This window comes from Photobacterium sp. GB-72 (assembly GCF_003026095.1).
GTDB lineage: Bacteria > Pseudomonadota > Gammaproteobacteria > Enterobacterales > Vibrionaceae > Photobacterium.
Genome location: NZ_PYNV01000008.1, coordinates 46,677 through 70,002 on the forward strand (window position 1 = coordinate 46,677; position 23,326 = coordinate 70,002).

General features: G+C 38.4%; 21 protein-coding genes. 12 read left to right on the plus strand and 9 right to left on the minus strand.

What is annotated here, in order from left to right; genetic code table 11:
• Positions 1–48 precede the first annotated feature (48 nt).
• Both C9J40_RS10720 and C9J40_RS10725 read right to left on the minus strand, forming a co-directional pair.
• A complete protein-coding gene (locus C9J40_RS10720) occupies positions 49–426 on the minus strand; it encodes a YgiW/YdeI family stress tolerance OB fold protein (RefSeq protein WP_107246808.1) in 378 nt (125 codons plus the stop codon).
• A gap of 200 nt (positions 427–626) precedes the next feature.
• Entirely contained in the window at positions 627–1,226 is a 600-nt protein-coding gene (locus C9J40_RS10725) for a TetR/AcrR family transcriptional regulator (protein WP_107207113.1), read from the minus strand.
• 214 nt (positions 1,227–1,440) lie between these two features.
• Here C9J40_RS10725 and C9J40_RS10730 point away from each other — a divergent pair, with 214 nt between their 5' ends.
• The 7 genes from C9J40_RS10730 (at position 1,441) to C9J40_RS10760 (ending at position 10,205) form a co-directional block, all read left to right on the plus strand.
• The gene (locus tag C9J40_RS10730; protein ID WP_107246884.1) at positions 1,441–2,526 is read left to right on the plus strand and encodes an efflux RND transporter periplasmic adaptor subunit; all 1,086 of its coding nucleotides are present in this window, start codon (positions 1,441–1,443) and stop codon (positions 2,524–2,526) included.
• A 4-nt stretch (positions 2,527–2,530) separates the two neighbouring features.
• Complete coding sequence (locus tag C9J40_RS10735) at positions 2,531–5,575, plus strand: efflux RND transporter permease subunit (protein ID WP_107246809.1); 3,045 nt, start codon at positions 2,531–2,533, stop codon at positions 5,573–5,575.
• A gap of 178 nt (positions 5,576–5,753) precedes the next feature.
• The gene (locus C9J40_RS10740) at positions 5,754–6,617 is read left to right on the plus strand and encodes a phospholipase A (RefSeq protein ID WP_107246885.1); all 864 of its coding nucleotides are present in this window, start codon (positions 5,754–5,756) and stop codon (positions 6,615–6,617) included.
• A gap of 172 nt (positions 6,618–6,789) precedes the next feature.
• On the plus strand, positions 6,790–7,278 hold the full coding sequence (locus tag C9J40_RS10745; protein ID WP_107206991.1) for a TIGR00645 family protein: 489 nt from the start codon (positions 6,790–6,792) through the stop codon (positions 7,276–7,278).
• Positions 7,279–7,417: 139 nt separating this feature from the next.
• Entirely contained in the window at positions 7,418–7,762 is a 345-nt protein-coding gene (locus C9J40_RS10750; RefSeq protein ID WP_107206992.1) for a hypothetical protein, read from the plus strand.
• Positions 7,763–7,873: 111 nt separating this feature from the next.
• On the plus strand, positions 7,874–9,790 hold the full coding sequence (locus C9J40_RS10755; protein WP_107246811.1) for an ATP-dependent DNA helicase RecQ: 1,917 nt from the start codon (positions 7,874–7,876) through the stop codon (positions 9,788–9,790).
• Between the two features lie 115 nt (positions 9,791–9,905).
• A complete protein-coding gene (locus C9J40_RS10760; protein WP_005364200.1) occupies positions 9,906–10,205 on the plus strand; it encodes a DUF406 family protein in 300 nt (99 codons plus the stop codon).
• 63 nt (positions 10,206–10,268) lie between these two features.
• Here the strand turns inward: C9J40_RS10760 and C9J40_RS10765 are convergent, their stop codons facing one another.
• From C9J40_RS10765 to C9J40_RS10795, 7 genes are all read right to left on the minus strand, one after another.
• Positions 10,269–10,565 (minus strand): DUF1496 domain-containing protein, encoded by a 297-nt coding sequence (locus C9J40_RS10765; RefSeq protein ID WP_233219066.1) that lies wholly within the window; start codon positions 10,563–10,565, stop codon positions 10,269–10,271.
• Positions 10,566–10,662: 97 nt separating this feature from the next.
• Positions 10,663–11,067 carry a DUF4332 domain-containing protein gene (locus tag C9J40_RS10770; protein ID WP_107206995.1) on the minus strand — a complete coding sequence of 135 codons (405 nt, stop codon included), beginning with the start codon at positions 11,065–11,067 and terminating at the stop codon, positions 10,663–10,665.
• 111 nt (positions 11,068–11,178) lie between these two features.
• Positions 11,179–12,588, minus strand: coding sequence for an undecaprenyl-phosphate glucose phosphotransferase (locus C9J40_RS10775; RefSeq protein WP_107246813.1), 1,410 nt, complete (start codon positions 12,586–12,588; stop codon positions 11,179–11,181).
• A gap of 211 nt (positions 12,589–12,799) precedes the next feature.
• Entirely contained in the window at positions 12,800–14,575 is a 1,776-nt protein-coding gene (gene phaC, locus C9J40_RS10780; protein ID WP_107206997.1) for a class I poly(R)-hydroxyalkanoic acid synthase, read from the minus strand.
• 121 nt (positions 14,576–14,696) lie between these two features.
• Positions 14,697–15,047, minus strand: coding sequence for a phasin family protein (locus tag C9J40_RS10785; protein WP_005364186.1), 351 nt, complete (start codon positions 15,045–15,047; stop codon positions 14,697–14,699).
• 70 nt (positions 15,048–15,117) lie between these two features.
• On the minus strand, positions 15,118–16,323 hold the full coding sequence (locus tag C9J40_RS10790) for an acetyl-CoA C-acetyltransferase (protein WP_107206998.1): 1,206 nt from the start codon (positions 16,321–16,323) through the stop codon (positions 15,118–15,120).
• A gap of 47 nt (positions 16,324–16,370) precedes the next feature.
• A complete protein-coding gene (locus tag C9J40_RS10795) occupies positions 16,371–17,111 on the minus strand; it encodes an SDR family oxidoreductase (protein ID WP_107206999.1) in 741 nt (246 codons plus the stop codon).
• A gap of 701 nt (positions 17,112–17,812) precedes the next feature.
• Here C9J40_RS10795 and C9J40_RS10800 point away from each other — a divergent pair.
• Genes C9J40_RS10800 through C9J40_RS10820 form a run of 5 tightly spaced genes read left to right on the plus strand, consistent with a single transcriptional unit; the run spans position 17,813 to position 23,318 of the window.
• On the plus strand, positions 17,813–18,769 hold the full coding sequence (locus tag C9J40_RS10800; protein WP_107246815.1) for a MoxR family ATPase: 957 nt from the start codon (positions 17,813–17,815) through the stop codon (positions 18,767–18,769).
• Complete coding sequence (locus tag C9J40_RS10805; protein WP_045130227.1) at positions 18,766–19,710, plus strand: DUF58 domain-containing protein; 945 nt, start codon at positions 18,766–18,768, stop codon at positions 19,708–19,710. The genes C9J40_RS10800 and C9J40_RS10805 overlap by 4 nt, the downstream gene beginning before the upstream one ends.
• Before the next feature lie 3 nt (positions 19,711–19,713).
• Positions 19,714–20,223 (plus strand): DUF4381 domain-containing protein, encoded by a 510-nt coding sequence (locus C9J40_RS10810; RefSeq protein ID WP_107207001.1) that lies wholly within the window; start codon positions 19,714–19,716, stop codon positions 20,221–20,223.
• A complete protein-coding gene (locus C9J40_RS10815; RefSeq protein WP_107246817.1) occupies positions 20,216–21,181 on the plus strand; it encodes a VWA domain-containing protein in 966 nt (321 codons plus the stop codon). Before C9J40_RS10810 ends, C9J40_RS10815 begins: the two co-directional genes overlap by 8 nt.
• A complete protein-coding gene (locus tag C9J40_RS10820; protein WP_107246818.1) occupies positions 21,174–23,318 on the plus strand; it encodes a VWA domain-containing protein in 2,145 nt (714 codons plus the stop codon). The genes C9J40_RS10815 and C9J40_RS10820 overlap by 8 nt, the downstream gene beginning before the upstream one ends.
• Positions 23,319–23,326: the final 8 nt, after the last annotated feature.

Genomic DNA, 23,326 nt, shown 5'->3' on the forward strand with positions numbered 1-23,326 from the left:
TTCTAAATCAGAAATAGCGATTTATTCAAATTATTTTTGAGGAAATAATTAGTTAGCTAAAGCAACGGCTTTTACATCAATCGTACGCTCAGACCAATCTTTGTCTACTTCGCCACGGATCTTAAGTTTCGTTGATGGTGTTGCATTCACGCCGTTCCAATCATTATGATCGATTTCAACTTTGATTTCACCGGTATTGTCTTTAAACATGTAATCATCATTACCCAGTGAAGTTGTGATGTAACCTGTTAATTCAACAGCCGCGTCATCTTGTGCATTTTTAACTTGGCTGATTGTCTTAATAACAGGTGTTACTGAAGGACCAGTGAACCCACCGTGAGCAGGTTGTGCCGGTGCAGCGGTAGTTGCAGCAAACGCTGACGTTGATGCAAGAAGAAAAGCAGAAACAACTAATAATTTTTTCATCACGTTAATCCGATGTTATGAATATTATATTACGGTTGACAATAAGTGTTATTGCTAAAGCAAATATACACCACCATTCAATAACTACAAATAAGTATTTACTTTCCCAACCTATTTCTTAGAGGGATTATATCATGCTATATATCAAATAAACGTGAAGTAATATTGTAAATATCGAGATATCTTTTTTATGAAGAATATTACTTGGCAATAGCAAACGAATTCAAAAATACATCAACAACAGTATTAATATTTTCTTCTACTTGCATACCTTCACAAGGTGGCGCTAGCTCCATGACTTGAGGCCAGAAAAATAAGCCTTGGAATAAACTCATGTAGATATTTGTTAACAAAGCGACATCTTTATCAACAATTGCTTTTTCTTCAATAGCCAATTTAAACCAATCTGCAATTGCACTGGTGCTATACAAATCTTTCACTAAGTTTTTAGCTAATTCTGGCTGGCGAATAAATTCCATTACAATAATACGAGAAAGAGAAATACCATACGTATGGTACAAGATATCAACTTCACGACGTGTAATTTCAATTAACTGTGTTTTTAATGGCATTTGTGGATCAAAATGGTATTGCACATTTTCATTCACTGAGTCTTGAATGATCTTCAATACTGAAATAAATAGCGTTTCTTTACTATCAAAATGACGATATAAAGTCCGTTTTGATACTTCAGCAACCTGTGAAATTCTATCCATATTGGCAGCAATAAATCCATGTTCGATAAATTCTGCTTTTGCTGCCGCAATAATTGCTAAATGCTTACGTTCTGTTTGCTTCATTGATTCACTGCCTATTTTCACCACCTGTGATCCTAATCTAACATTTTGTCACAAAAAAGTACACTTAGTCGTTTACAAAATACCATTCCCTCATAAAATACACCCAAAAGTTTACTTGTTATATTTCCATACAAATAAACATGTTTTCTAATTTTTATACCGTCCCATACTGATAGCGGAGAATCCGGTGAAAACTCAATTAGCAATGTCTAAAATGGCATCATTCTCATTTAGTAAACTCGCAGTGAGTTTATCAATCGTGCTTGTCGCACTGTCAGGTTGTGGCGATAAAGAACAACAAGAACAAGTTCAAGAACCCATCATTAGCCCTGCGCTTACTGAAATTGTAAAGCCCAAAGCAAATACTAATTTGAGCTTTAACGGTGTCATTCGTTCTGCGCAACGTGCCGATTTATCATTTCAAGTCACAGGTCGAGTAAACCATATCTTTGTTAACGAAGGTGACCGTGTGACTAAAGGTCAACTATTAGCAAAGCTTGATCCCAAAGATGCCCAAACTATTTTTGCCGCTGCACAACTTGAATTAACAGATGCAAGCAAAGCTTACCAACGTGGTAAAGCCATCTATGAAAGCAGCCAAGCGATTTCTAAAAGTGATTTAGATAAACTTATTGTCCGATATAACTTGGCACAAAACCGGGTAAAAGAAGCGAAAAACAAGCTAAATTACACCCAGTTAGTTGCACCGTTTAGTGGTATCATTGGACGTAAATTAATTGATAATCACGTTCAAATTCAAGCTAATAATCCGGTATTAACATTACATAATATTGATGACTTAGAAGTGGTTATTAATATTACAGACAGTGTCATGCTTGCAGGAATGACATGTAATAAAGCTGTTGCAGAGTTAAATAATAATACAGATCAATTATTACCTTTGAGTTTGCGTACCTACTCAACCCAAGCCGATCCGATCACACAAACCTTCTCTGTTGTCCTTAGTATTAACGACGACAAAGGGTTAAATCTCTTACCGGGTATGCCCGTTAAAGTTTCTCCAAACCTAGCATTGTGTCCACAAGAAAACCGAAACCCAATTATTGTTCCACTGGCATCTGTCGTTCCAGATAACAAGAGCAAACAATTTGTATGGGTGGTGAATAAAGACAATTCAGTATCAAAACGCTACATCACAGTGGGGAGTGTCAACAAAAACTGTATTACCGTTCTTAATGGCCTAACAGTTGGTGAACGTATTGTCATCGCTGGTGTATCTAAGTTAAAGCCAGGTATGGAAGTACGCCCATACACTGATAACACAAAAAATGGAGCGTAAATAGATGGATATCGCTCGCTATACCATCGCCAAACGAACAAGTGTTTGGGTGATCATTGCACTGATCTTAATTGGCGGTTACATCAGTTACTTAAAGCTAGGTCGTTTTGAAGATCCTGAATTTGTGATCCGCCAAGCCGTCATTGTTACCCCTTATTCAGGTGCAACAGCACAAGAAGTTTCCGACGAAGTCACAGATGTCATTGAAGGTGCGGTGCAATCTTTACAGGAACTAAAAGAAGTTAAGTCTGTTTCCAAACAAGGGATGTCAGAAGTTACTGTTGAGATAAAACTTGAATTTTCAAAAGATCAGGCAGCGCTTCAACAAGTTTGGGATAAGCTACGTCGTAAAGTTGTTGATGCCCAACGTCTTCTTCCTCCTGGTGCTGGCCCATCAATCGTAAACGATGACTTCTCTGATGTTTATGCGCTATTTTTCGCTGTAACGGGAGAAGGCTTTACCGATAAGCAAATACAAGACTATGTTGATTCACTGCGTCGTGAACTTGTGTTAGTAACTGGGGTTGCTAAAACGGCAACGTTGGCAGAGCAACAAGAAGGTATTTTTGTTGAAATCACCAGTGAGCGCTTAGCTAATTACGGTTTATCTGTTGATAACGTTTTATCAGTATTACAAAAACAAAATATTGTTAATGTTGCAGGTAGTCTGACATCTAATGGCATGCGTTTACCTGTAATTCCAACACCTAACGTAAATTCATTTGAAGATTTACGTAACCTTCAAATAGGTATTGGTGATAACCATACTGTTTTACGTTTAAAAGACATTGCCGATGTTAGCCGAGGCTATCAAGAACCCACTAGCATGCTAATGCGCTTTAATGGCGAACGGGCGATTGGCTTTGGTATTTCCAATGTCACCGGTGGTAACGTGGTTGATATGGGGGATGCGGTTAAAGCGCGTATTGCTGAACTTGAAAACCAACGTCCACTGGGTATGGATCTTCATATTATCTCAATGCAATCAGACTCTGTTCGAGATTCTGTAACGAATTTTATCGATAACTTGATTGCCGCAGTGGTAATTGTTTTTATCGTGTTACTGCTGTTTATGGGTATTCGATCTGGCGTGATTATTGGCTTTGTATTGCTTTTAACAGTGGCCGGTACTCTGTGCATCATGCTAATTGATGACATCGCAATGCAACGAATTTCGTTAGGTGCGCTGATCATCGCGTTAGGCATGCTGGTAGATAATGCCATTGTGGTAACTGACAGTATTCTTGTTCGTCTCCAAAACAATGAAGATCGTAATGTTGTTATTCCTGAAGTTGTCAATGCAACTAAATGGCCGCTGTTAGGCGGTACTGTTGTGGGAATTTGTGCCTTCAGTGCAATTGGCTTATCACCGTCAGATATGGGTGAATATGCCGGTTCGCTATTTTGGGTGATCTTATACTCAATGTTACTTAGCTGGGTCTTTGCTGTTACCGTAACACCGTTACTGTGCCATCAGTTCTTAAAAGTTAAGATCAAACAACAAGATACTAAGCCAAGTAAAATTGTAGAAAGTTACAAAGCTTTATTAACTTGGGTTTTGTCACACCGTAAAATAACTGGGGCATTGCTACTGGCAACACTGGTTGGCGCTATTTGGGGAATGAAATTTGTACCACCTGGCTTTATGCCAGAATCACAACGTGCGCAATTTGTTGTTGATGTCTACCTTCCTCAGGGAACAGACATCACCAATACAGAAAAAACGATCGCTCGGATTGAACAAGATATTACCAATAAAGAAGGTATCGGGAATATCTCAAGTTTCATTGGTGGTGGTGGCTTACGCTTTATGCTGACTTATGCACCAGAAGCACGCAATCCAAGTTATGGTCAATTACTGATTGATATTGATGATTACCGTAACATAGCTCCATTACTTGTTGAGTTACAAACTGAGCTTGATAATAAATACCCAGAAGCCTCGATCAAAGTATGGAAATTCATGCTAGGTCGTGGGGGCGGTAAAAAAATTGAAGCCGGTTTCCAAGGCCCTGACAGTAGAGTCCTACGTGATCTTGCTGAACAAGCGAAGTCAATCATGCTGTCTGATCAAAACTTGATTGCCGTTCAAGATGATTGGCGTCAACAAGTACCTGTTATTAAACCTGTTTATTCAACAGAAAAAGCGCAACGTTATGGGCTAACCAATCAGGAAATTAGCCAAGCAATTGCACAAACGCTATCAGGTCGAACGGTTGGTGTATATCGTGAAGGAAATGACTTAATTCCAATTGTTGTTCGTGCGCCAGAAAGTGAACGTACTCATGAACGTGCTATTGAAAACACAGAAGTCCATAGTCGTATGGTCAATGGACCAATCTCTGTTAGCCAATTAATCGAGTCTGTTAATGTCACGTGGGAAGATGCCATCTTACGTCGAATTAACCGTATACCAACCATTTTGGTTCAGGCAGATCCTGCACCAGGTGTACTGACGGCCGATGCATTTAATGAACTGCGTGGAAAAATCGAAGCTATCGAGTTACCACCAGGTTATAAATTGACATGGTACGGTGAATATAAAGCATCCAAAGATGCAAATGAAGGACTCGCGATTTCTGCACCTTATGGTTTTGCTGCGATGATTTTATCCGTGATATTTATGTTTAATGCATTAAAACAGCCATTGATTATTTGGCTAACAGCGCCATTAGCTATTATTGGCGTTACCATTGGTTTGGTTATTTTCCAAACACCTTTCGAGTTTATGGCTATTCTTGGCTTCCTTAGCTTAATTGGTATGATGGTTAAAAATGCGATTGTTCTGGTTGACCAAACAGATGTAGAAATAAAAGAAGGCAAAACACCTTATCAAGCGATTATTGACTCAGCCTTAAGTCGTGCACGCCCTGTTTTACTTGGTGCATTAACCACAATTTTAGGCGTTGCTCCTTTACTTATTGATCCTTTCTTCAAGAGTATGGCAGTAACAATCATGTTTGGTTTATTGTTTGCAACCATTTTAACTTTGGTGATTATTCCACTACTTTATGCAGTACTGTTTAAAGTGGAAATCGAATCACAATAGTAACCACATAGCCAGATATCTTATCCAAGGGACGTATTGTAATACGTCCCTTTTTCATACTTATTTTAATAAATAAACCCAACCAATTTATGATTTCATTAATATCTGTATACATAATATAAAAATTCTGTCTATGATAATAAGAATTTACTCTTAAATGACTGTGACGATAAAAATTATGACGCAATTTGTATGGCAACCAATTAGATACCCTCTACTTTTTTCTACCCTGCTAATTGGCTGTTCTTTTTTTTCTAGTAATGTTTTAGCTAAAGAAGTGGTTAATAACTCGTTAGATTACTCAAGCTCAAATAATCTATTGCTTCAGCAGTACAAAGACAATTACGTTCTACCTTTTTACTACACTCAAAAACCTAACTATCAAGAATACCAATCGATTATTCCTGAAGACGGTAAATTAAGTAAGTACAACGTTAACTTTCAGATCAGCCTAAAGTACCGTTTAGCATCTGGTGTTTTAAATAGAAACGACAAGCTCTATGTTACTTATACACAGCGTTCAAATTGGCAAGCGTACGCTTCTTCAGCCTATTTTAGGGACACTGAATATGAGCCATCTATTTTTTGGACCCTTCCTGAAAAAGCCGAAAATAATGCGTTGGGGTATGCTGGAACAACGGTTGGTCTCGTCCATGAATCTAATGGTAGAGGCGGCGAACAAGAAAGAAGCTGGAATCGTGCATTTGCTGATTTCACATTCGAACATAACAACTACACATTAAGTATCAAGCCATGGCTACGTCTCGACTTTGGTGCAAAAGATTACAATAAAGATATTACCAACTATATGGGATACGGACGCATCAGCATGAACTGGGCTGTTGATAATAATAATCTGATTTCATTAACCGTGCGTAACGCTTTAGAAAGTGGATTTTCACGTGGTTATGAGCGCATTACCTGGAGTTTTCCAATCTACAAGCGCCTACGTGGATATATGATGTTAGAAAGTGGTTACGGTATTTCGATCTCTGACTACAACCATTACGATAATGCAGGTGGTATTGGTTTTTCTTTTTAATCAGTAAAGAGGTTCTATCTGTAATCTTAAGATAGAGCCTTTTATTTACTTCAAGCATAAAATTTTCAGCAAAAAATGCTTTCATCGTGCATTCTAACTATTCACTTCTAGATTTTCGATCTAAAATCCCACTTTAGATTACCCTTCCCCCCCTTTTACGAGACACTTTGTGATGGAAAAACTATTTGAACGAATAATGTATGGGTCACGTTGGTTAATGGCACCTATCTACTTCGGTCTCAGCTTTGTGTTATTGGCACTTTCAGTGAAATTCTTTCAAGAGATATTTGATCTAATCCCAGTTATTATCACAATGAAAAGTATGGACTTAGTTCTGATTATTCTTTCACTTGTTGATATTGCTCTTGTTGGCGGACTCGTTGTTATGGTGATGTTTTCTGGCTATGAAAACTTCGTTTCACGCCTAGATCTCGATGATCATGACGACAAATTAGGCTGGTTAGGTAAACTTGATGCAAGCTCATTGAAAAACAAAGTATCAGCCTCTATTGTTGCAATATCTTCAATTCATTTATTAAAAATATTTATGAATATAGAAAATATTGATAACTCAAAATTAATATGGTACCTGCTAATTCATATTACCTTTGTATTATCTGCTTTTGCTATGGGATATCTTGATAAAATCACAAAACACTAAGTAAACAGCAACGCAAGGATGCGTTCACGCGTTATCTACAAACGATTTATTTTTCCTTTTTCTCGAATAATTAGCAATAAACATCATATTGGAACACTATATGCATTTTCTTGTTATATCCCAATAACGAGAAAGACCAATGAAATTATACTTATTGTTTTTTGTGCTTCTTTCATCACCATCAGCGTATAGTTTTAATAATCATTCCCCTATTACTACCTTCGAAGCAAAAACAGCATTAACGTTTGATTCTTCAAACTGTAATACACTCCTCCAACTATCATTTTTCCATGCTGGCTTATGTGCAAACAAAGCGTTAAACAATTTTCAGCCACTTTCGTTAAAACCAACATCATCTCACTATCAAGAAGCAAATATCGCCATTAGTTTTGATTCTGATACACGTTTGTATATCACGTCGTATAGTGAGAATGATGCTTATGGTTTCCATTTACATATTCCTTTAAATATATTTAGTCGGTAGGAATACAACGATAATTATTTCGCAATTTTGTAACGTGATTTAATATCTCATTCCCCTTATGACATCAACATACGGTATGATGCTATCAATTAAGACAATTGAGTATTCAGCATGTATCATCAAACACTTAAAAAATATTTTGGTTTTGATTCTCTTAGAACAGGTCAGGAAGAAGTCATTACTCGTGTTCTTGATGGCCATTCTGCAGCCGCTATTTTTCCTACTGGCTCGGGTAAATCACTGTGTTACCAACTCCCAGCAATTGAATTACCACACTTAACACTGGTGATCTCACCACTCTTAGCATTAATGAAAGATCAGTTGGATTTCCTTGCATCAAAAGGTATTCCCGCAGCATCTATCGACTCAAGCCAAACTTGGCAACAGACTCAGCAAGTTATGCAAAATATTCGCCAAGGCGAAATTAAAGTATTAATGATCTCTGTTGAGCGATTGAAAAATGAGCGCTTTAGACATTTTATCAGTCAAGTCCCTATCTCATTACTCGTCGTTGATGAAGCTCACTGTATTTCGGAGTGGGGGCACAATTTCAGACCCGATTACCTGAAATTACCTTATTACCAACAGTCTTTAAATATTCCACAAGTATTACTACTAACAGCCACGGCGACGCCAGCTGTTATTAATGATATGCAAGATAAATTCAATATTGCAAAAGATGATATCGTCGTAACAGGTTTCTATCGCAAGAATCTTGATCTCTCTATTTTGGCAGCCCAAGATGATGAAAAATTGGATGTACTACAGCAACAATTGATAGCACAACCCAATACACCATCTATTGTTTACGTCACTTTGCAGCATACTGCAGAAGAGATTGCGGCAACTCTCACAAGTAATCATATTCCCGCTCAAGCTTACCATGCAGGTATGGATGCTGATCGCCGCCAGCATATACAACAACAGTTTATGGCGGGAGAAATCAATTGCATTGTTGCCACCATCGCCTTTGGCATGGGGATCGACAAATCTGATATTCGCCAAGTGATCCACTTCGATCTACCAAAATCGATTGAAAACTATAGTCAGGAAATTGGCCGCGCTGGTCGTGATGGTGAAAACTCAACCTGCACAGTCATTGCAAATAAATCAGGTCTAAATGTGCTACAAAATTTCATTTATGGAGATACGCCTGATCGCAGTTCGATAGCAACCGTATTACATGAAATCAAAGCACAATCACAACAGTGGGAAGTAATGAATAATCGGCTATCAAAAGATGCCAATATTCGATTATTGCCTTTAAAAACACTATTGGTCTATTTAGAGATTCGCCAGATCATTGAGCCTCAATATACTTATTTTGCTGATTACCGTTACAAGCTCAACATTAGCCAGCATGAAATTTTATCGCATTTTAATAATGAGCGTCGCCAGTTCGTCGAAGCAATTTTTGCTTGTTCAACAAAGGCAAGAGTATGGAATACACTAGATATGGACGCATTATGGCAAGGCTATAATGCAGATAGAAAACGTGTTGTTGCAGCGATTGACTATTTTAATGAAAAAGGTTGGATCACTTTAGAAAGTAAACAAATGACTGACGTATATGCTATCAAAAATCATCACTTTGATATCGGTGTTGAGAGTGAGGCGCTGTATCAACTTTTCCAACAAAAAGAGCATAGTGAAATAAAACGTATCAATAGTATGATTGATTTTTTTGAAAGCAAAACCTGTTTAAGTTATCAATTAGCGCGTTATTTTGCTGATCATCATGCTCCGGAACATTGTAACCATTGCTCTGTTTGTCGAGGAAAAAGTATCACATTGCCACCATTACCGACACTACCAGAGGTTTCCGATCACGTTTTAACCCAATGGTGCGATCAATTCATCAATGCATGTGATATAGCACCATCTGTTGCTGCTATTACACGATTTTTAAATGGTATGACAACACCATTGACCACCAAGATAAAAGCCAAGCAATTTGATGGTTTTGGTCAACTTGAAGCGTACCCCTTTGAGCAAACTTTTGCTCACATTACACGCTTATATGGCTAATCTATGTTAATTCTTTATCAATTTAGATATATGAAACTCACTTTTCATTATTAATGAATAGCGATCTACATCACAACGTTCTAGAATAGCCCCTTAACCGATGGGGATTAAAGTTATGACTATTGAAAAAGAAGAATACCAAGTTTGTGAAGCATGTGGTGTATCAGGTGAACTCGGTTTTATCATCAAAGAAAACGATGATACTGCAGACGTTCAAATCTTTGCTCAAGGTAAAGATGCACTAGAAGTAGAATTAGCAAACTACCTTGCACTAGCAAAAGAAGTGAATGCTAACTACAAAGTTGAAACAACCCCAGTAGATGAAAATAGCACTGAATTAACAGCGCGTATTCAATTCGAATGCAGTGCTGAGAAGCTAATTTTCGAACTTCGTAGCCGCTCTCTAGCTAAGTAATTATTGTTCTTTAGCTTAAGCCAGCAATGATTATCAATATAGATAATCATTGCTGGCTTTCTTTTATTTTACTGGTACTAAGTTTTTCCACATTAAGCGACCGTTTAATTCCACTTCATTTTCAACAGCACACTGAAGTTTATAACCATCGATATCAATAATCGCGCCCAATGAATAAGCTTTATCCTCATAGAAGCATAAACGCTGATTGGTTACTTGCCCATCAAGATTAAACTCAATACTTGGCTCTATTTTTGACGTATCTGTAACACTGTAGTTTTTCGCCTGTGTCGGTAGGCTTAAGAGCATCATTACTAAGCAACTTATTACGAAACAATTAATAGAACGCCCGTTCATCATCCCAAACTCCATTCAAATCCTTTATTTCTATAGGCGACTATATATTTCAAATAATAAAAAAGCAGCCAAAATGGCTGCTTTCTGATTAGATAAAATATTAATATTCAATTGCTCGAGGCAATTCCTTCGCTTGTGCAATCCAATCTTGAACACTTTTCAATGCCGGTAATTGACGAACTAGTGCCTTTTCTTCATTCACTTCTAGCATTTTTGCATGTAAATTTTCTGCATTACGCTGCGCAAGTTCTGGAACCGTATCAACACCAGAAAACTCTAGTAAATCAGCGTATTGAGTGCTAATACCTTTAACACGAGATAAATCAGCTCGGTTAATCCACTTTAATACTAATTTACTACTAATGCCCGTTGCTTCAGCAATCGCTTTTCGGCCTGCAGGTTTCTGACCTTTATCTAATAATTGCTCCATCGTATGGACATCTGCCGCTTCTAATTTAGCCGCATATACTTCACCGATACCTTCAATAGTTGCTAGTTTAGTCATTACCCGCTCCAAATATTAAATAAAGCCCGTCGTTACAACATAATAGACAACAGAAAATTAAAAAACTCAAAAAAATGCAAAAAATAATTTCAATCCAGTAATGGAGGTAAATTAATATGCCGTTTCGCTGACAAAGCCTTTAAAAATGGTTAAGAAAATAATCTTTAAATCTAAGACTAAGCTCCAATTCTGCATATAACGAATATCATATTGAATTCGTTTTTCCATCTTATCAAGCGTGTCCGTTTCACCACGATAACCACTTATTTGTGCAAGCCCCGTGATGCCAGGTTTGATTTTATGACGAATCATATAGTTATCGACAAGAATTCGATATTCTTCATTGTGTGCGACAGCGTGAGGACGCGGACCTACAATCGACATGGTGCCTTGCAATACATTAATAAACTGTGGCAATTCATCTAGTGATGTTCGACGAATAAACGCACCGAATTTAGTCACTCGTGGATCATTTTTAGTTGCTTGTTTCACCACATGGTTATTTTCCATTACTTTCATGGAACGGAATTTCCACACTTTAATTTTGTTACCACGAAGACCATAACGATCTTGCTTAAATAAAATAGGACCAGGCGAACTCAATTTAACACCGATAGCAACAGCGATAAGTACAGGTGAGATAAGAAGCGTAATCACACTACCAATAATCAAATCTTCCAGACGCTTAATGTAATCACCAATACCTTCAAAAGGACTCGCAAAAACACTCAATGTCTCCACATTACCCACACGACAAATTTGAGAAGCATTCAAATTATAAGTAAAGAGATCAGGTACCACAAAAGTATCAACCGTTGTATCTGATAACTGATGTAAGAAGAAATGTATACGTTCTTTGGCAACCATAGGCAAAGCGACATACACATCATCAATTTCGCCTTTTTTTGCAAAGGAAATAAGCTTGTTAACTTTCCCTTTACACTGAGATTTCGTTAAATAACTAAAGCGTTCTTCACCACGATCATCATAATAACTAATTTCAAAATTCGTATTTTTGTATTTCTCTAATAATGCTTTCTCTATTGCTAAACCCGCTGTTGTCATTCCTAGAATAGCAATACGATGTGTTTTTTTATGGCGACCAATGTATTTAGTTACATAATAAACAGCAACACGCGAACTCCAAATAATCAGAAACGATAATAAAAACCACGAAAGTCCTATATTTCCAATAAAGCCCCGTACATTGACATGATCAATGAAAGCGAAGAAAAACGTTATCGATAAAACACAGAACTCAACAAGTAAAAAGTTACCTAATAAGCGCAAAGTCATTCGTCGATAGTTAGCACGATTTTCTTTGTCATAAAAACCAACGTAGTGGCCACAACCGACGAAAGTAACGCTGATAAAAATACCGTATAATAAATCAAACGGTGATGGTTCTTGGGCAAAAAATGCATAGACAAGAGTAAGAGAGAAATTTATAACTAAAAAATCAAAAAAATTAATTATAAATGAATAACCATCATCAGCTACTTCAAGAGTTTTTCTATTCATTAACACGCCCGTTTTATTTCCAATAGGAAAATTCTACATTCTGACAATTATTTTTATTTTTGTTCAGATATCAACATCGTAAATCGTTAAATAATACATGAATCACAACTAGTATATACATTTTATCTAAAATGGCTGATTTAAAATATCATATTTATGTCAAAAAAAAAGCTCAGCATTTATAATGCTGAGCCTTATTCATTCAGAGGAGTTATTTAAGTGGCAGTGTTTCTTTTACATAATCTCCAGGCGCTGTATAAAGTGCTTTATAATTATCACTTCCAATTTCGCGTGCCGGCACTTTTTCTTTCTTATTAAAATCCCCTAACCAAGTATCCCAATGCGTCCACCAAGAGCCATCTTGACGTTTAGCATTATCTAACCAAGATTCTGGGTTTTCTTCTTGCTTATCACTTAGCCAAAAACCATATTTATTCTTTTTAGGATGATTTACAATCCCAGCAATATGACCAGACTCTCCTAGTACAAATGTCGACTTCCCACTTAATTTCTGAGCGCCTCTGTATGTACCTTGCCATAAAGCGATATGATCTTCTTGAGTAGAAATAAAGTATGTTGGTACTTTGATTTTAGATAAATCAATAAAAACACCACCAATTTTTATTCCTTTATTATCGACTAACTTATTATTTAAATAAAACTCGCGTAAAATAGTACTATGACATGCAGCTGTAACATTCGTACTATCACCGTTCCAATAAAGTAAATCGAAGTCTATTGGGCTATTACCTTTTAAGTAATTATTGACATAATAATTCCAATAAAGGCTATTTTCACGCAATAAACTAAACGTCACACTCAAAGAGCGGCCGTCCATATAACCATTAACATCGTTCTGTGCTTCAATTGCTGATACTAATGGATCATTAACATAAGCACCAATTTCACCCGGTTGTGAAAAATCGAGTAATGTTGTGAAGAATGTTGCTGATTTAATACGATTACGCATGCGTTTTGCTGCGTAATACGCCAGAGTAGTAGCTAATAATGTACCACCAATACAGTAACCCGCTGCATTGATTTGTTTTTCGCCAGTGATATCTTCAATAGCGTCAACGGCAGGGATAACACCATCTAGTACATAGTTTTCAAAATCCACCTCCCTTTGTGGTGTACCTGGATTTCTCCAAGACATCATAAAGACAGTATGACCTTGCTCTACAAGCCAACGAACCATTGAGTTATTTTCACGTAAATCAAGGATATAATATTTATTGATAAACGGAGGAACAATTAACAATGGTGTACTATTAACATTTTCAGTTAATGGCTTATATTGAATAAGTTCAAATAACTCATTCTTAAATACGACGTCACCATCAGTATTTGCAATATTGACACCCAGTTGGAATGCGTCGCGATTAGTCATGCGAATTTTCAAGACATCCGCACTGCTCTGCATGTCTTCTTGCAGTAACTCCATCCCTTTAATTAAGTTTTCACCATTAGTTTCAACGGTCAACTTAGCCAGTTCTGGGTTTGTAGTAACAAAGTTTGTTGGCGACATCGCATTGATTGCTTGGCGTGAAAAAAAGCCTAAACGCTCTTTTGCCTTCTCATCAACACCTTCAATAGAATCAATCGCTTCACGCATTGAGTCGCTAAAAAGCAAATAAGATTGCTTAATATAATTGTAAAACGCTTCATTTTCCCACGCAGGATCGCTAAAACGTTTATCATCTTTTGCTGGCTTAATTAGAGATTGTCCACCATCAGTTGATGGCATCGCGATGTTCTGCCAGATTTTTACTTGTTTTTCCCACCAATCCATTTGGACTTGAGCAAGTGCTGCTGGCTGTGATGCTGCTTTTTCAAAAAACTCTGCAGTATCTTCCAAATTAATATCATTCAGCGCTTTATTTAATGGGGTGTTCATGGCTGCCTTGCCGGAGTCTAACTCCTTCCACCATAGCTGGTTCATATCTTGGAGCTTGGCAAAGTAGTCCGAAAAGAAGTGATTGTTCATAACAAAAACCCTGTACTTGGACTAATTCAATTACACTAAGGAACAGTTGACTCAGCATAATTGAGATAAGCTGTAACAAAAAAGTCGCCCTCATATAAATGAGAGCGACTAGAAATAAACCTTAAGCTACTGGCGTTGCTTTTTTAACATTGTCAGCAACAAGCTCTTCTACTTCTGTTTTGAATGATTGAGCAACAGCGTTGAACTTGTTGCTATCATCAATAAGCTGCTTAGAAAGCTTAGTCAACGTTTCAAGTTGTTGGCTATTGAACGCAGTTAGAGATTGGATATCTTTTACTTCGCTAACAGCTTTAAGCTGAGACAGACCTAAATCACTGTATGCGCGAACAGCAGCAAGTTGAAGTTCAGTTAGTTCTTCAACATTCTTAGTGAATAGTTTGTTGAACTTAACGTATGGTGCTAGAGATTTCTCAGTTTGTTCAGAGAACGACTTAAACATTTCCGTATACATAGATCTTTCCTCATTGATAGTAATAAAGCACTGCATGTATCCTCATACAGCGCCGATATTTAGATAAAAATTAAACGCGTTTTAGAATGACCGCTGTACCCATACCACCACCTACACATAAGGTCGCAATACCGTACTTATCTTCGCGGCGGCGCATTTCATGTAATAAGCTCACTAAAATACGATTACCTGATGCACCTAATGGGTGACCTAGAGCGATGGCTCCGCCATTGACGTTTGCACGTTCAACGAGATCTTCAACTTTTGAATTCGTTTCTTTTGCTACTTCATAAAGCACACCCAGCGCTTGGCCAGCAAAAGCCTCGTTAAACTCTAAACGCTCAATTTTATCAATTGATAGTTGTGCTTTATCTAATGCTTTAAGTACTGCTGGCACAGGCCCTAAGCCCATGATTTCAGGAGCAATACCTGCTTGCGCATAACTTTCAATTTCAGCAAGTGGCGTCAGGTTATATTTATTTACTGCCGCTTCTGAAACAACAATAATTGCACTACCGCCATCATTAATACCTGATGCGTTACCTGCAGTAACAGAACCATCACGTTTAAATGCAGGACGTAGTTTTGCCAGACCTTCGATTGAAGCATCTTGTTTCGGGTACTCATCGGTATCAACAATAACCGTTGCACGACGACCTACTACTTCTACAGGTGTAATTTCATCAACAAACTTGCCTTGCTCAATAGCAGCAACGGCTTTTTGTTGGCTCGCTAGTGCGAAATTATCTTGCTGTTCACGTGTTAAGCCTACTTTCTCAACAACATTCTCAGCGGTTACACCCATGTGGTAATTATTAAAGGCATCCGTTAAACCGTCAGCAATTAATAAATCGCTAAGTTCCAGATTACCCATTTTTTGCCCATCACGAATTTTCGATGATGCACAAAATGGAATTTGAGACATGTTTTCTGCGCCTGCAGCAACCACGATATCAGCATCACCTGCTTTGATGTGGGCGGCAGCATCCATTACCGCTTTCATACCACTACCACACACCATGTTTAATGTGTATGCAGGTACTTCATTAGGAATGCCCGCTTTTAAAGCTGCTTGTCGACCCGGTCCCATACCTTGACCAGCACCAACGACATTTCCGAAAATCACTTCATCAATCGCTTCTACTGGTACTGATGTTTCTGCTAACGCGCCTTTGATTGCGGCTGCGCCAAGTTCTGCTGCTGTTACTGATTTTAGTGCACCGCTAAAACTACCGATTGGTGTACGTTTTGCAGCAACAATAAATACCCTAGCCATATTAATTCGCGTCCTTACTTAAAAATTCAATAATCAGTCAATCTTGATCAGTTCATGTATAAGCCGCCATTTACTGATAATGTTTCACCAGTAATATAGGCTGCTGCATCACTTGCTAAAAATGTCACTGTTGCCGCTACTTCTTGTGGTAGCGCTAAACGGCGCATCGGAATTTCAGCTTTAATTGAATCAAGTATTTCAGGTTTAATCGCTTCAACCATTGGCGTGCCGGTATAACCAGGAGCGACCGCATTTACCGTTACGCCAGCACGTGCGCCTTCTGCTGCTAGTGCTTTTGTAAAGCCAATCATGCCAGCTTTAGCTGCTGAATAGTTTGCTTGACCAAACTGACCTTTAAGTCCATTTACTGATGTAATATTAATAATGCGAGCATTACCTTTATTACACATTGAGTCGAATAAAGGCTGAGTAACATTGAACAGACTATTTAAATTTGTGTTGATTACTGCATTCCATTGATCAGCAGTCATACGCTTGAATGTCGTATCTTTAGTGATACCTGCGTTGTTAACTAGCACATCGATTTGACCTTCTTCCTGAAGCAATGTTGCTAACGCTTCTTGACAGTAATTCGTATCAGTTACGTCGAGTGGAAATAGTCGAACAGACTCAGATGAATAATTATTATCCGCGAACCACTCTTGAGCCGCTTTTTCACCTGTTGGATAATATGTTGCAACTACTCGAAAACCTGCATCGACTAATGCTTGAGTGATCGATGAACCAATACCACCTTTAGCACCTGTAACTAATGCTACCTTACTCATTTAAGGCTCCTTCCTTTCTATCAAATTATTAATACACTTAATAAGCTCAAGGTTTGTTCCATAAATTTAAACAATTCAACCTATGAGCTCTATCTAATCATTAATACAACATAGCTCACATATTAAGCCACATATAATACAGATGTATTACAAACACGTTGCATATTTAATATAACAACACAGATGCATATTGATGGCAAGAAAGGAATTAACAATTTCAACGCTATTTGTCACTGGTATTAACAAAAGTGTCAATATAACTAAAGTGACAAATTTGAATTTAACAATATATTTATGGATTAATATCAGAGCATTCTTGGATAAATTTATTATTCCAATAAAAAAAATACTGTTAGAAATCTTGTTAACCGTGCAATAAAACACGTTATATATTTGTTAATAATGCATTTCTTATTAAGACGTTGTGAGAAAAGTTATGCGCCATCTTTGAAATACTACTTAGCGTTTACTTTTTGAGCAGCTCTATCTCAACCTTTGTTTGCAGTAATTCAAAACATAAGACGACATAAGTGACTTGATAACTTTCTTGCAGCCCTGATATATATAAAACGCCATGAAACGTATCGAATGAATGGTTAACAGCTATTCTGATAATCTAAAAAACGTGAACTAAAGCCATATTAGATAGTCTCAGGTTTTTTACTTAATGTATTAAGTAAGCTCTATAGGAAAATGAATTTATGTTAGCGAGTACTTTTCAACGATTAAATCACTACTTACAAAGCCAAGTCATTGGTCAACCCGATTTAGTGAAACAGTTATTAATTGCTTTACTGGCTGATGGACACATCCTTGTAGAGGGTCCTCCAGGACTGGCAAAAACACGCGCTGTTAAAGTGCTTTCTGATTGTATTGAAGGTGATTTTCACCGTATTCAGTTTACGCCCGATCTATTACCTTCTGATTTAACAGGTACTGATATTTTTCGTCCTGAAACTGCCGAGTTTATTTTTCAACCCGGTCCTATTTTCAACTCATTAATTCTTGCAGATGAAATCAACCGAGCACCAGCAAAAGTACAGGCTGCAATGCTTGAAGCGATGGCTGAAAAGCAGATCACTGCTGGTCGAAAAACATACCCATTACCTGAGTTATTCCTCGTAATGGCAACGCAAAACCCCATTGAGCAAGAAGGTACTTACCCACTGCCTGAAGCACAATTAGACCGTTTTTTATTACAACTTAATGTCGATTATCCAAGTGCTGAAAGTGAATTAGAGATATTACGTCTAAATCGTGGTGAAGCTTTAGGTATTGAAAAAGCAGAGCCTGTTCATATTAGCCAACATGACATTTTTGCTGCGCGAAAAGAAGTGCTTAACATTCATATGGCAGAAGATGTAGAGCATTACATTATTCGTCTCGTCATGGCGACACGTCAATCTGACAAGTTCAGCTCTCAGCTTAAAGATTGGCTTCAAATGGGTGTTAGCCCACGTGCAACATTAGCCCTTGATCGTTGTGCTCGAGCTCACGCTTGGCTAAGTGGTCGTGATTTTGTTACACCAGAAGATATTCAAACAATGGCATCCCCTGTTTTACGTCATCGCTTATTACTTAGCTATGAAGCACAAGCTGAAGGGATTGCCGCAGATCGCGTAGTTGAAGAATTGATTTCACAGGTCGCTAGTATATGAGCAAATCACACTTAACCGTAGCGCTGCCACCCCATAGCGATGGGGTTAATGTGTGTTTGGCTGAGCTACTGCAATATAAGAATCAGGCCGTGCGTTGGTTGCCACCAGCGCACAGTATCTGGTCACAGTTAAATGGCTTACATCAAAGTCGCCACAAAGGACGTGGGATGAACTTCTCAGAAGTACGTCCCTACCAAGCTGGTGATGATATTAGAGCTATTGATTGGCGTGTAACCGCACGAACTGGCAAAACACATACCAAACTCTTTACGGAAGAGCGCGAGCAACCCGTTATGTTGCTTATTGATTTAAGCCGAAGCATGCAATTCGGCTCACAATTAATGCTGAAATCTGTTCAAGCGGCTCACTTTGCTAGCTTATTAAGCTGGCTTGCTATAAGTGAACAAGATCGTATAGGGGCAGTAATTTATAACGGTTTGAATGTTAATGAATGTAAGCCAACGGCACGCCAGCAAGGTCCACTTCATATCATCAATAAGCTAATTGAATCACAGCAGTTAGCATTAAATGCATTAGAACAGCCTCAACAATTTAACTTTTCTGATGCATTAAAACGGTTACACCACCTTTGTTCTAAAGGCAGTGAAATTATTATTATCAGCGATTTTAACCAATTATCGCTTAATGATAAGCGACGTTTAACACAATTACGTCAACATAATCGAATTCAGTTTGTCCAAATCCATGACCCACTAGAACAAGGACAAACACAATTTAGAGGCTATGAACATGTTGCTGATAAAGAGCAATCTGCATGGCTTAATTTTTCATCAAAGAAAACACGTGATTCATTAAGTCAGCAGTATCTAACGCATCAAAACTTTGTGGCTGATATTGCGAAATCACTTGCGATCCCTCTACATTATTTATCTGCAGCGGAACCTTTGTTGCAGCAATTAACAACGCGTCAAAGGAGTTAAGTAATGGCAACACCAAGCGTTCAGCAACTCCCTTTAGCGGATATACATCTTCCTCAAGCTCCAAACTTTTGGCCTTTAGCATGGGGATGGTGGGTATTATTTGCCGTGGTGATTCTCGCTATTGCAGTTGTCGTCACTTTTATTAGGCGTAAAAAGCATGCTGATGCTGCACAAAAAGAAGCATTACAGAAACTGTCGCTAATAACAGCAGAACAAGGGTTACCCGCTCTCAATACGTTACTAAAACAAGCCGCGTTAAGTTATTACTCGCGCACCATTGTTGCACCATTAACAGGTGAGGCATGGTTGGCATTTTTAGATAATCAACTGCCCGTAAAATATAGTGGTTTTTCAGAACTTAAATCGGTATGGCTATCAGGTTCATTTTCAAATACGCCACTGAGTCATGATGACTTTCAACAATGTAAAACAATGGCAAACACATGGCTTAAACATGCTTTGCCGCCACGAAAACTACCCAGCATGACGCAAAAGGAGTCTTCAAATGTTTGAATTTGTATGGCTTTGGGCTTGGGCATTGTTGCCTTTAGCATGGCTCGTTTACCGTTTTAGTAAACCGGTTGTGCAACCTGCGGCAATTCAATTACCCAAATTACCCAGCGGTGTTGGTCAAAAACAGCCTCGCTCTATCATACGTAAAGTATTAATGGCTTTACTGTGGACTTGTCTTGTCTGTGCTGCTGCAAGACCGGTTTGGTACGGGAATCCTATCGAAATAAAACCAGAACACCGTGACATGTTATTAGCTGTCGATTTATCGGGCTCAATGTCAATTCCAGATATGGTGACTAAAAATGGGAAAAGTATTGATCGCTTAACCGCGGTAAAACATGTGTTATCGGATTTTATTGAAAAACGAAAAGGTGATCGCTTAGGTTTAGTCCTTTTCGCTGATCATGCTTACTTACAAACACCTCTTACATTTGACCGTAAGACGGTTGAACAACAACTAGATCGTACTGTTTTAGGCTTAATTGGGCAAAGCACTGCAATTGGTGAAGGCCTAGGTATTGCGACAAAAACCTTTATTAACAGTAAAGCGCCACAACGGGTAATTATTTTATTAAGTGATGGTGCAAATACCTCTGGTGTAATTGATCCACTTGAAGCCGCTAAATTAGCCAAAGAAAGCGGTGTGAAAATCTATACCGTAGGTGTTGGTGCCGATCAAATGGTGCAACAAGGTTTCTTCGGTGATCGCATCGTCAATCCATCACAAGATCTTGATGAAAAGACTTTAACTGAAATCGCCAAGATGACGGGCGGTGAATATTTCCGAGCACGTAATCCACAACAGCTTGAGAAAATTTACGACATCATCAATAAACTTCAACCTGTCAATAACGCCCAGCAAACATGGCGTCCACGTGATGAGTTGTTCCAATATCCTTTAGCCATAGCATTACTACTTTCTGTCGTCATTGCTGTTATGAGGAGACGTCATGGCTAATTTTACTTTTATGCACCCTATGTGGTTTTTGGCACTTGTGCCATTAGTCTTTCTTTTACCTTGGCTTAAAACCAAGAAACAAACCACGGGGTTAATTGCGCCACACCTAGCAAAAAAATTAGGTATGGCTCAGCCTAAATCGACATCATGGCCCATTGCCATACTCACTTTGGGCTGGCTAATCGCTGTTATTGCGATGGCTGGTCCTAGTTGGCAAAAAGTAAAACTACCTGCTTATAACTTAAGTGGCGCACGCGTATTGGTAATGGATATGTCCCGCTCTATGTATGCGACCGATATAAAACCGAACCGTTTAACACAGGCGCGTTTTAAAGCGCTTGATATGTTACCGGGCTGGAAAGAAGGCAGTACGGGTTTAGTCACCTATGCGGGAGATGGCTATGAAGTCAGCCCGTTAACTGAAGATAGTCATACTTTAGCAAACTTGATCCCTAGCCTATCGCCAAAGATTATGCCAATTCCTGGTAGTAATGCCGCGGCAGGTATTGCTGAAGCGATAAAGTTACTTAAACAGGCTGGTAATAGTACGGGTGATATTATCTTAGTGACCGATGGTATGTCTAAGCAGGAATCAGCTAAAAGTTTAGCCGAATTAAAAGGTACTAAATATCGTGTCTCTATCTTAGCAATGGGCACAGTTGATGGAGCACCTGTTCCACTGCCTGATGGTCGATTATTAATGGATAATGGCTCTCCTGTTATTTCAAAAATTAACCTGAAAACACTAGAACCTATTGTTAAGCAAACGGGTGGTATTTTGCAGATGGTTCAACCGACAGATCAAGATGTTAATGCGATTGTCCACTTCACTGCAAAACCACAAGATAGCGGTAAAAAAGATCAACAAAAAGAACTGCAAGAACGTTTAAATGGCGGATTTTGGTTAGTTTTACCTTTGTTATTACTGGCATTACTGGGTTTCCGCCGTGGCGTTGTCATTGCCACTATGTTCTTCTTTTTACCTATTGATCATGCACAAGCGAGCCCATGGGTAAATGCTGAGCAGCAAGCTTACCAAACTTATACCGATGGTAAATATAAGCAAGCGGCACAAGATTTTGAATCTCCGCAATGGAAAGGTATCGCTGAATATAAAGCAAAAAATTATGCACAAGCCATTGAAACCTTAAAACCATTACATGATTCAATGTCGCAGTACAACCTAGGTAATGCTTATGCACAAAGTGGGAAGTTACAGCAAGCAGTAGATACCTATGAAAAGCTACAGAAAGCCGATCCTAACTACCCCGATGTTAAGAAAAACCTCGATATAGTGAAGAAAGCACTGGAGCAACAAAAGAAACAACAGCAACAGAATCAGCAGAATCAGCAGAATCAGCAGAATCAGCAGAATCAGCAGAATCAGCAGAATCAGCAGAATCAGCAGAATCAGCAGAATCAGCAGAATCAGCAGAATCAGCAGAATCAGCAGAATCAGCAGAAGAGTGACAAGCAACAGCAGCAATCACAAGGCTCTAACAACAAAAATCAGAGCCAAGATAACAGCCAGCAGTCACAACAAAACCAAGATCAGCAGAAATCATCAGATAACAAACAATCTAATGATAAGCAGTCTTCACAATCGAAACAAAATGACCAAAAGCAGGATCAGAGCAACACGAGTAAACAGCAACAAGGTCAGTCTGATAAACAACAAGGGAAAGATCAGCAGCAATCTCAGCAAGCAGGTAGTGATAAACAATCACAGCCAGAAAAAGAGAAAACTGCCGAGCAAAAAGCGGCTGAACAACAACGTGCTGATGAAAATGCGAAACAAGCAGCAAAGCAACAGCAACAGCAACAGCAACAGCAACAGCAACAGCAACAGCAACAGCAACAGCAACAGCAACAGCAACAGCAACAGCAACAGCAACAGCAAGCAGAGTCAAAATCAGCCACTAAGTCAGAACAAGATAAAAACAAAGAAACAACCAACAACAATCAAGTACGAATGAGTGACCAAGCAGCAAAAGACGGGGATGTGCTTTCAGCCAGTAACCCTATTTTGAAAAAATTGGAACAAGTGCCTGATGACACCAGTGGTTTGATCCGAGCTCAATTAATTTTGCAAGCGCAACAGAAAGAAGCGCAGCAAAAAACTGAGAACTCATGGTAATAGGACAA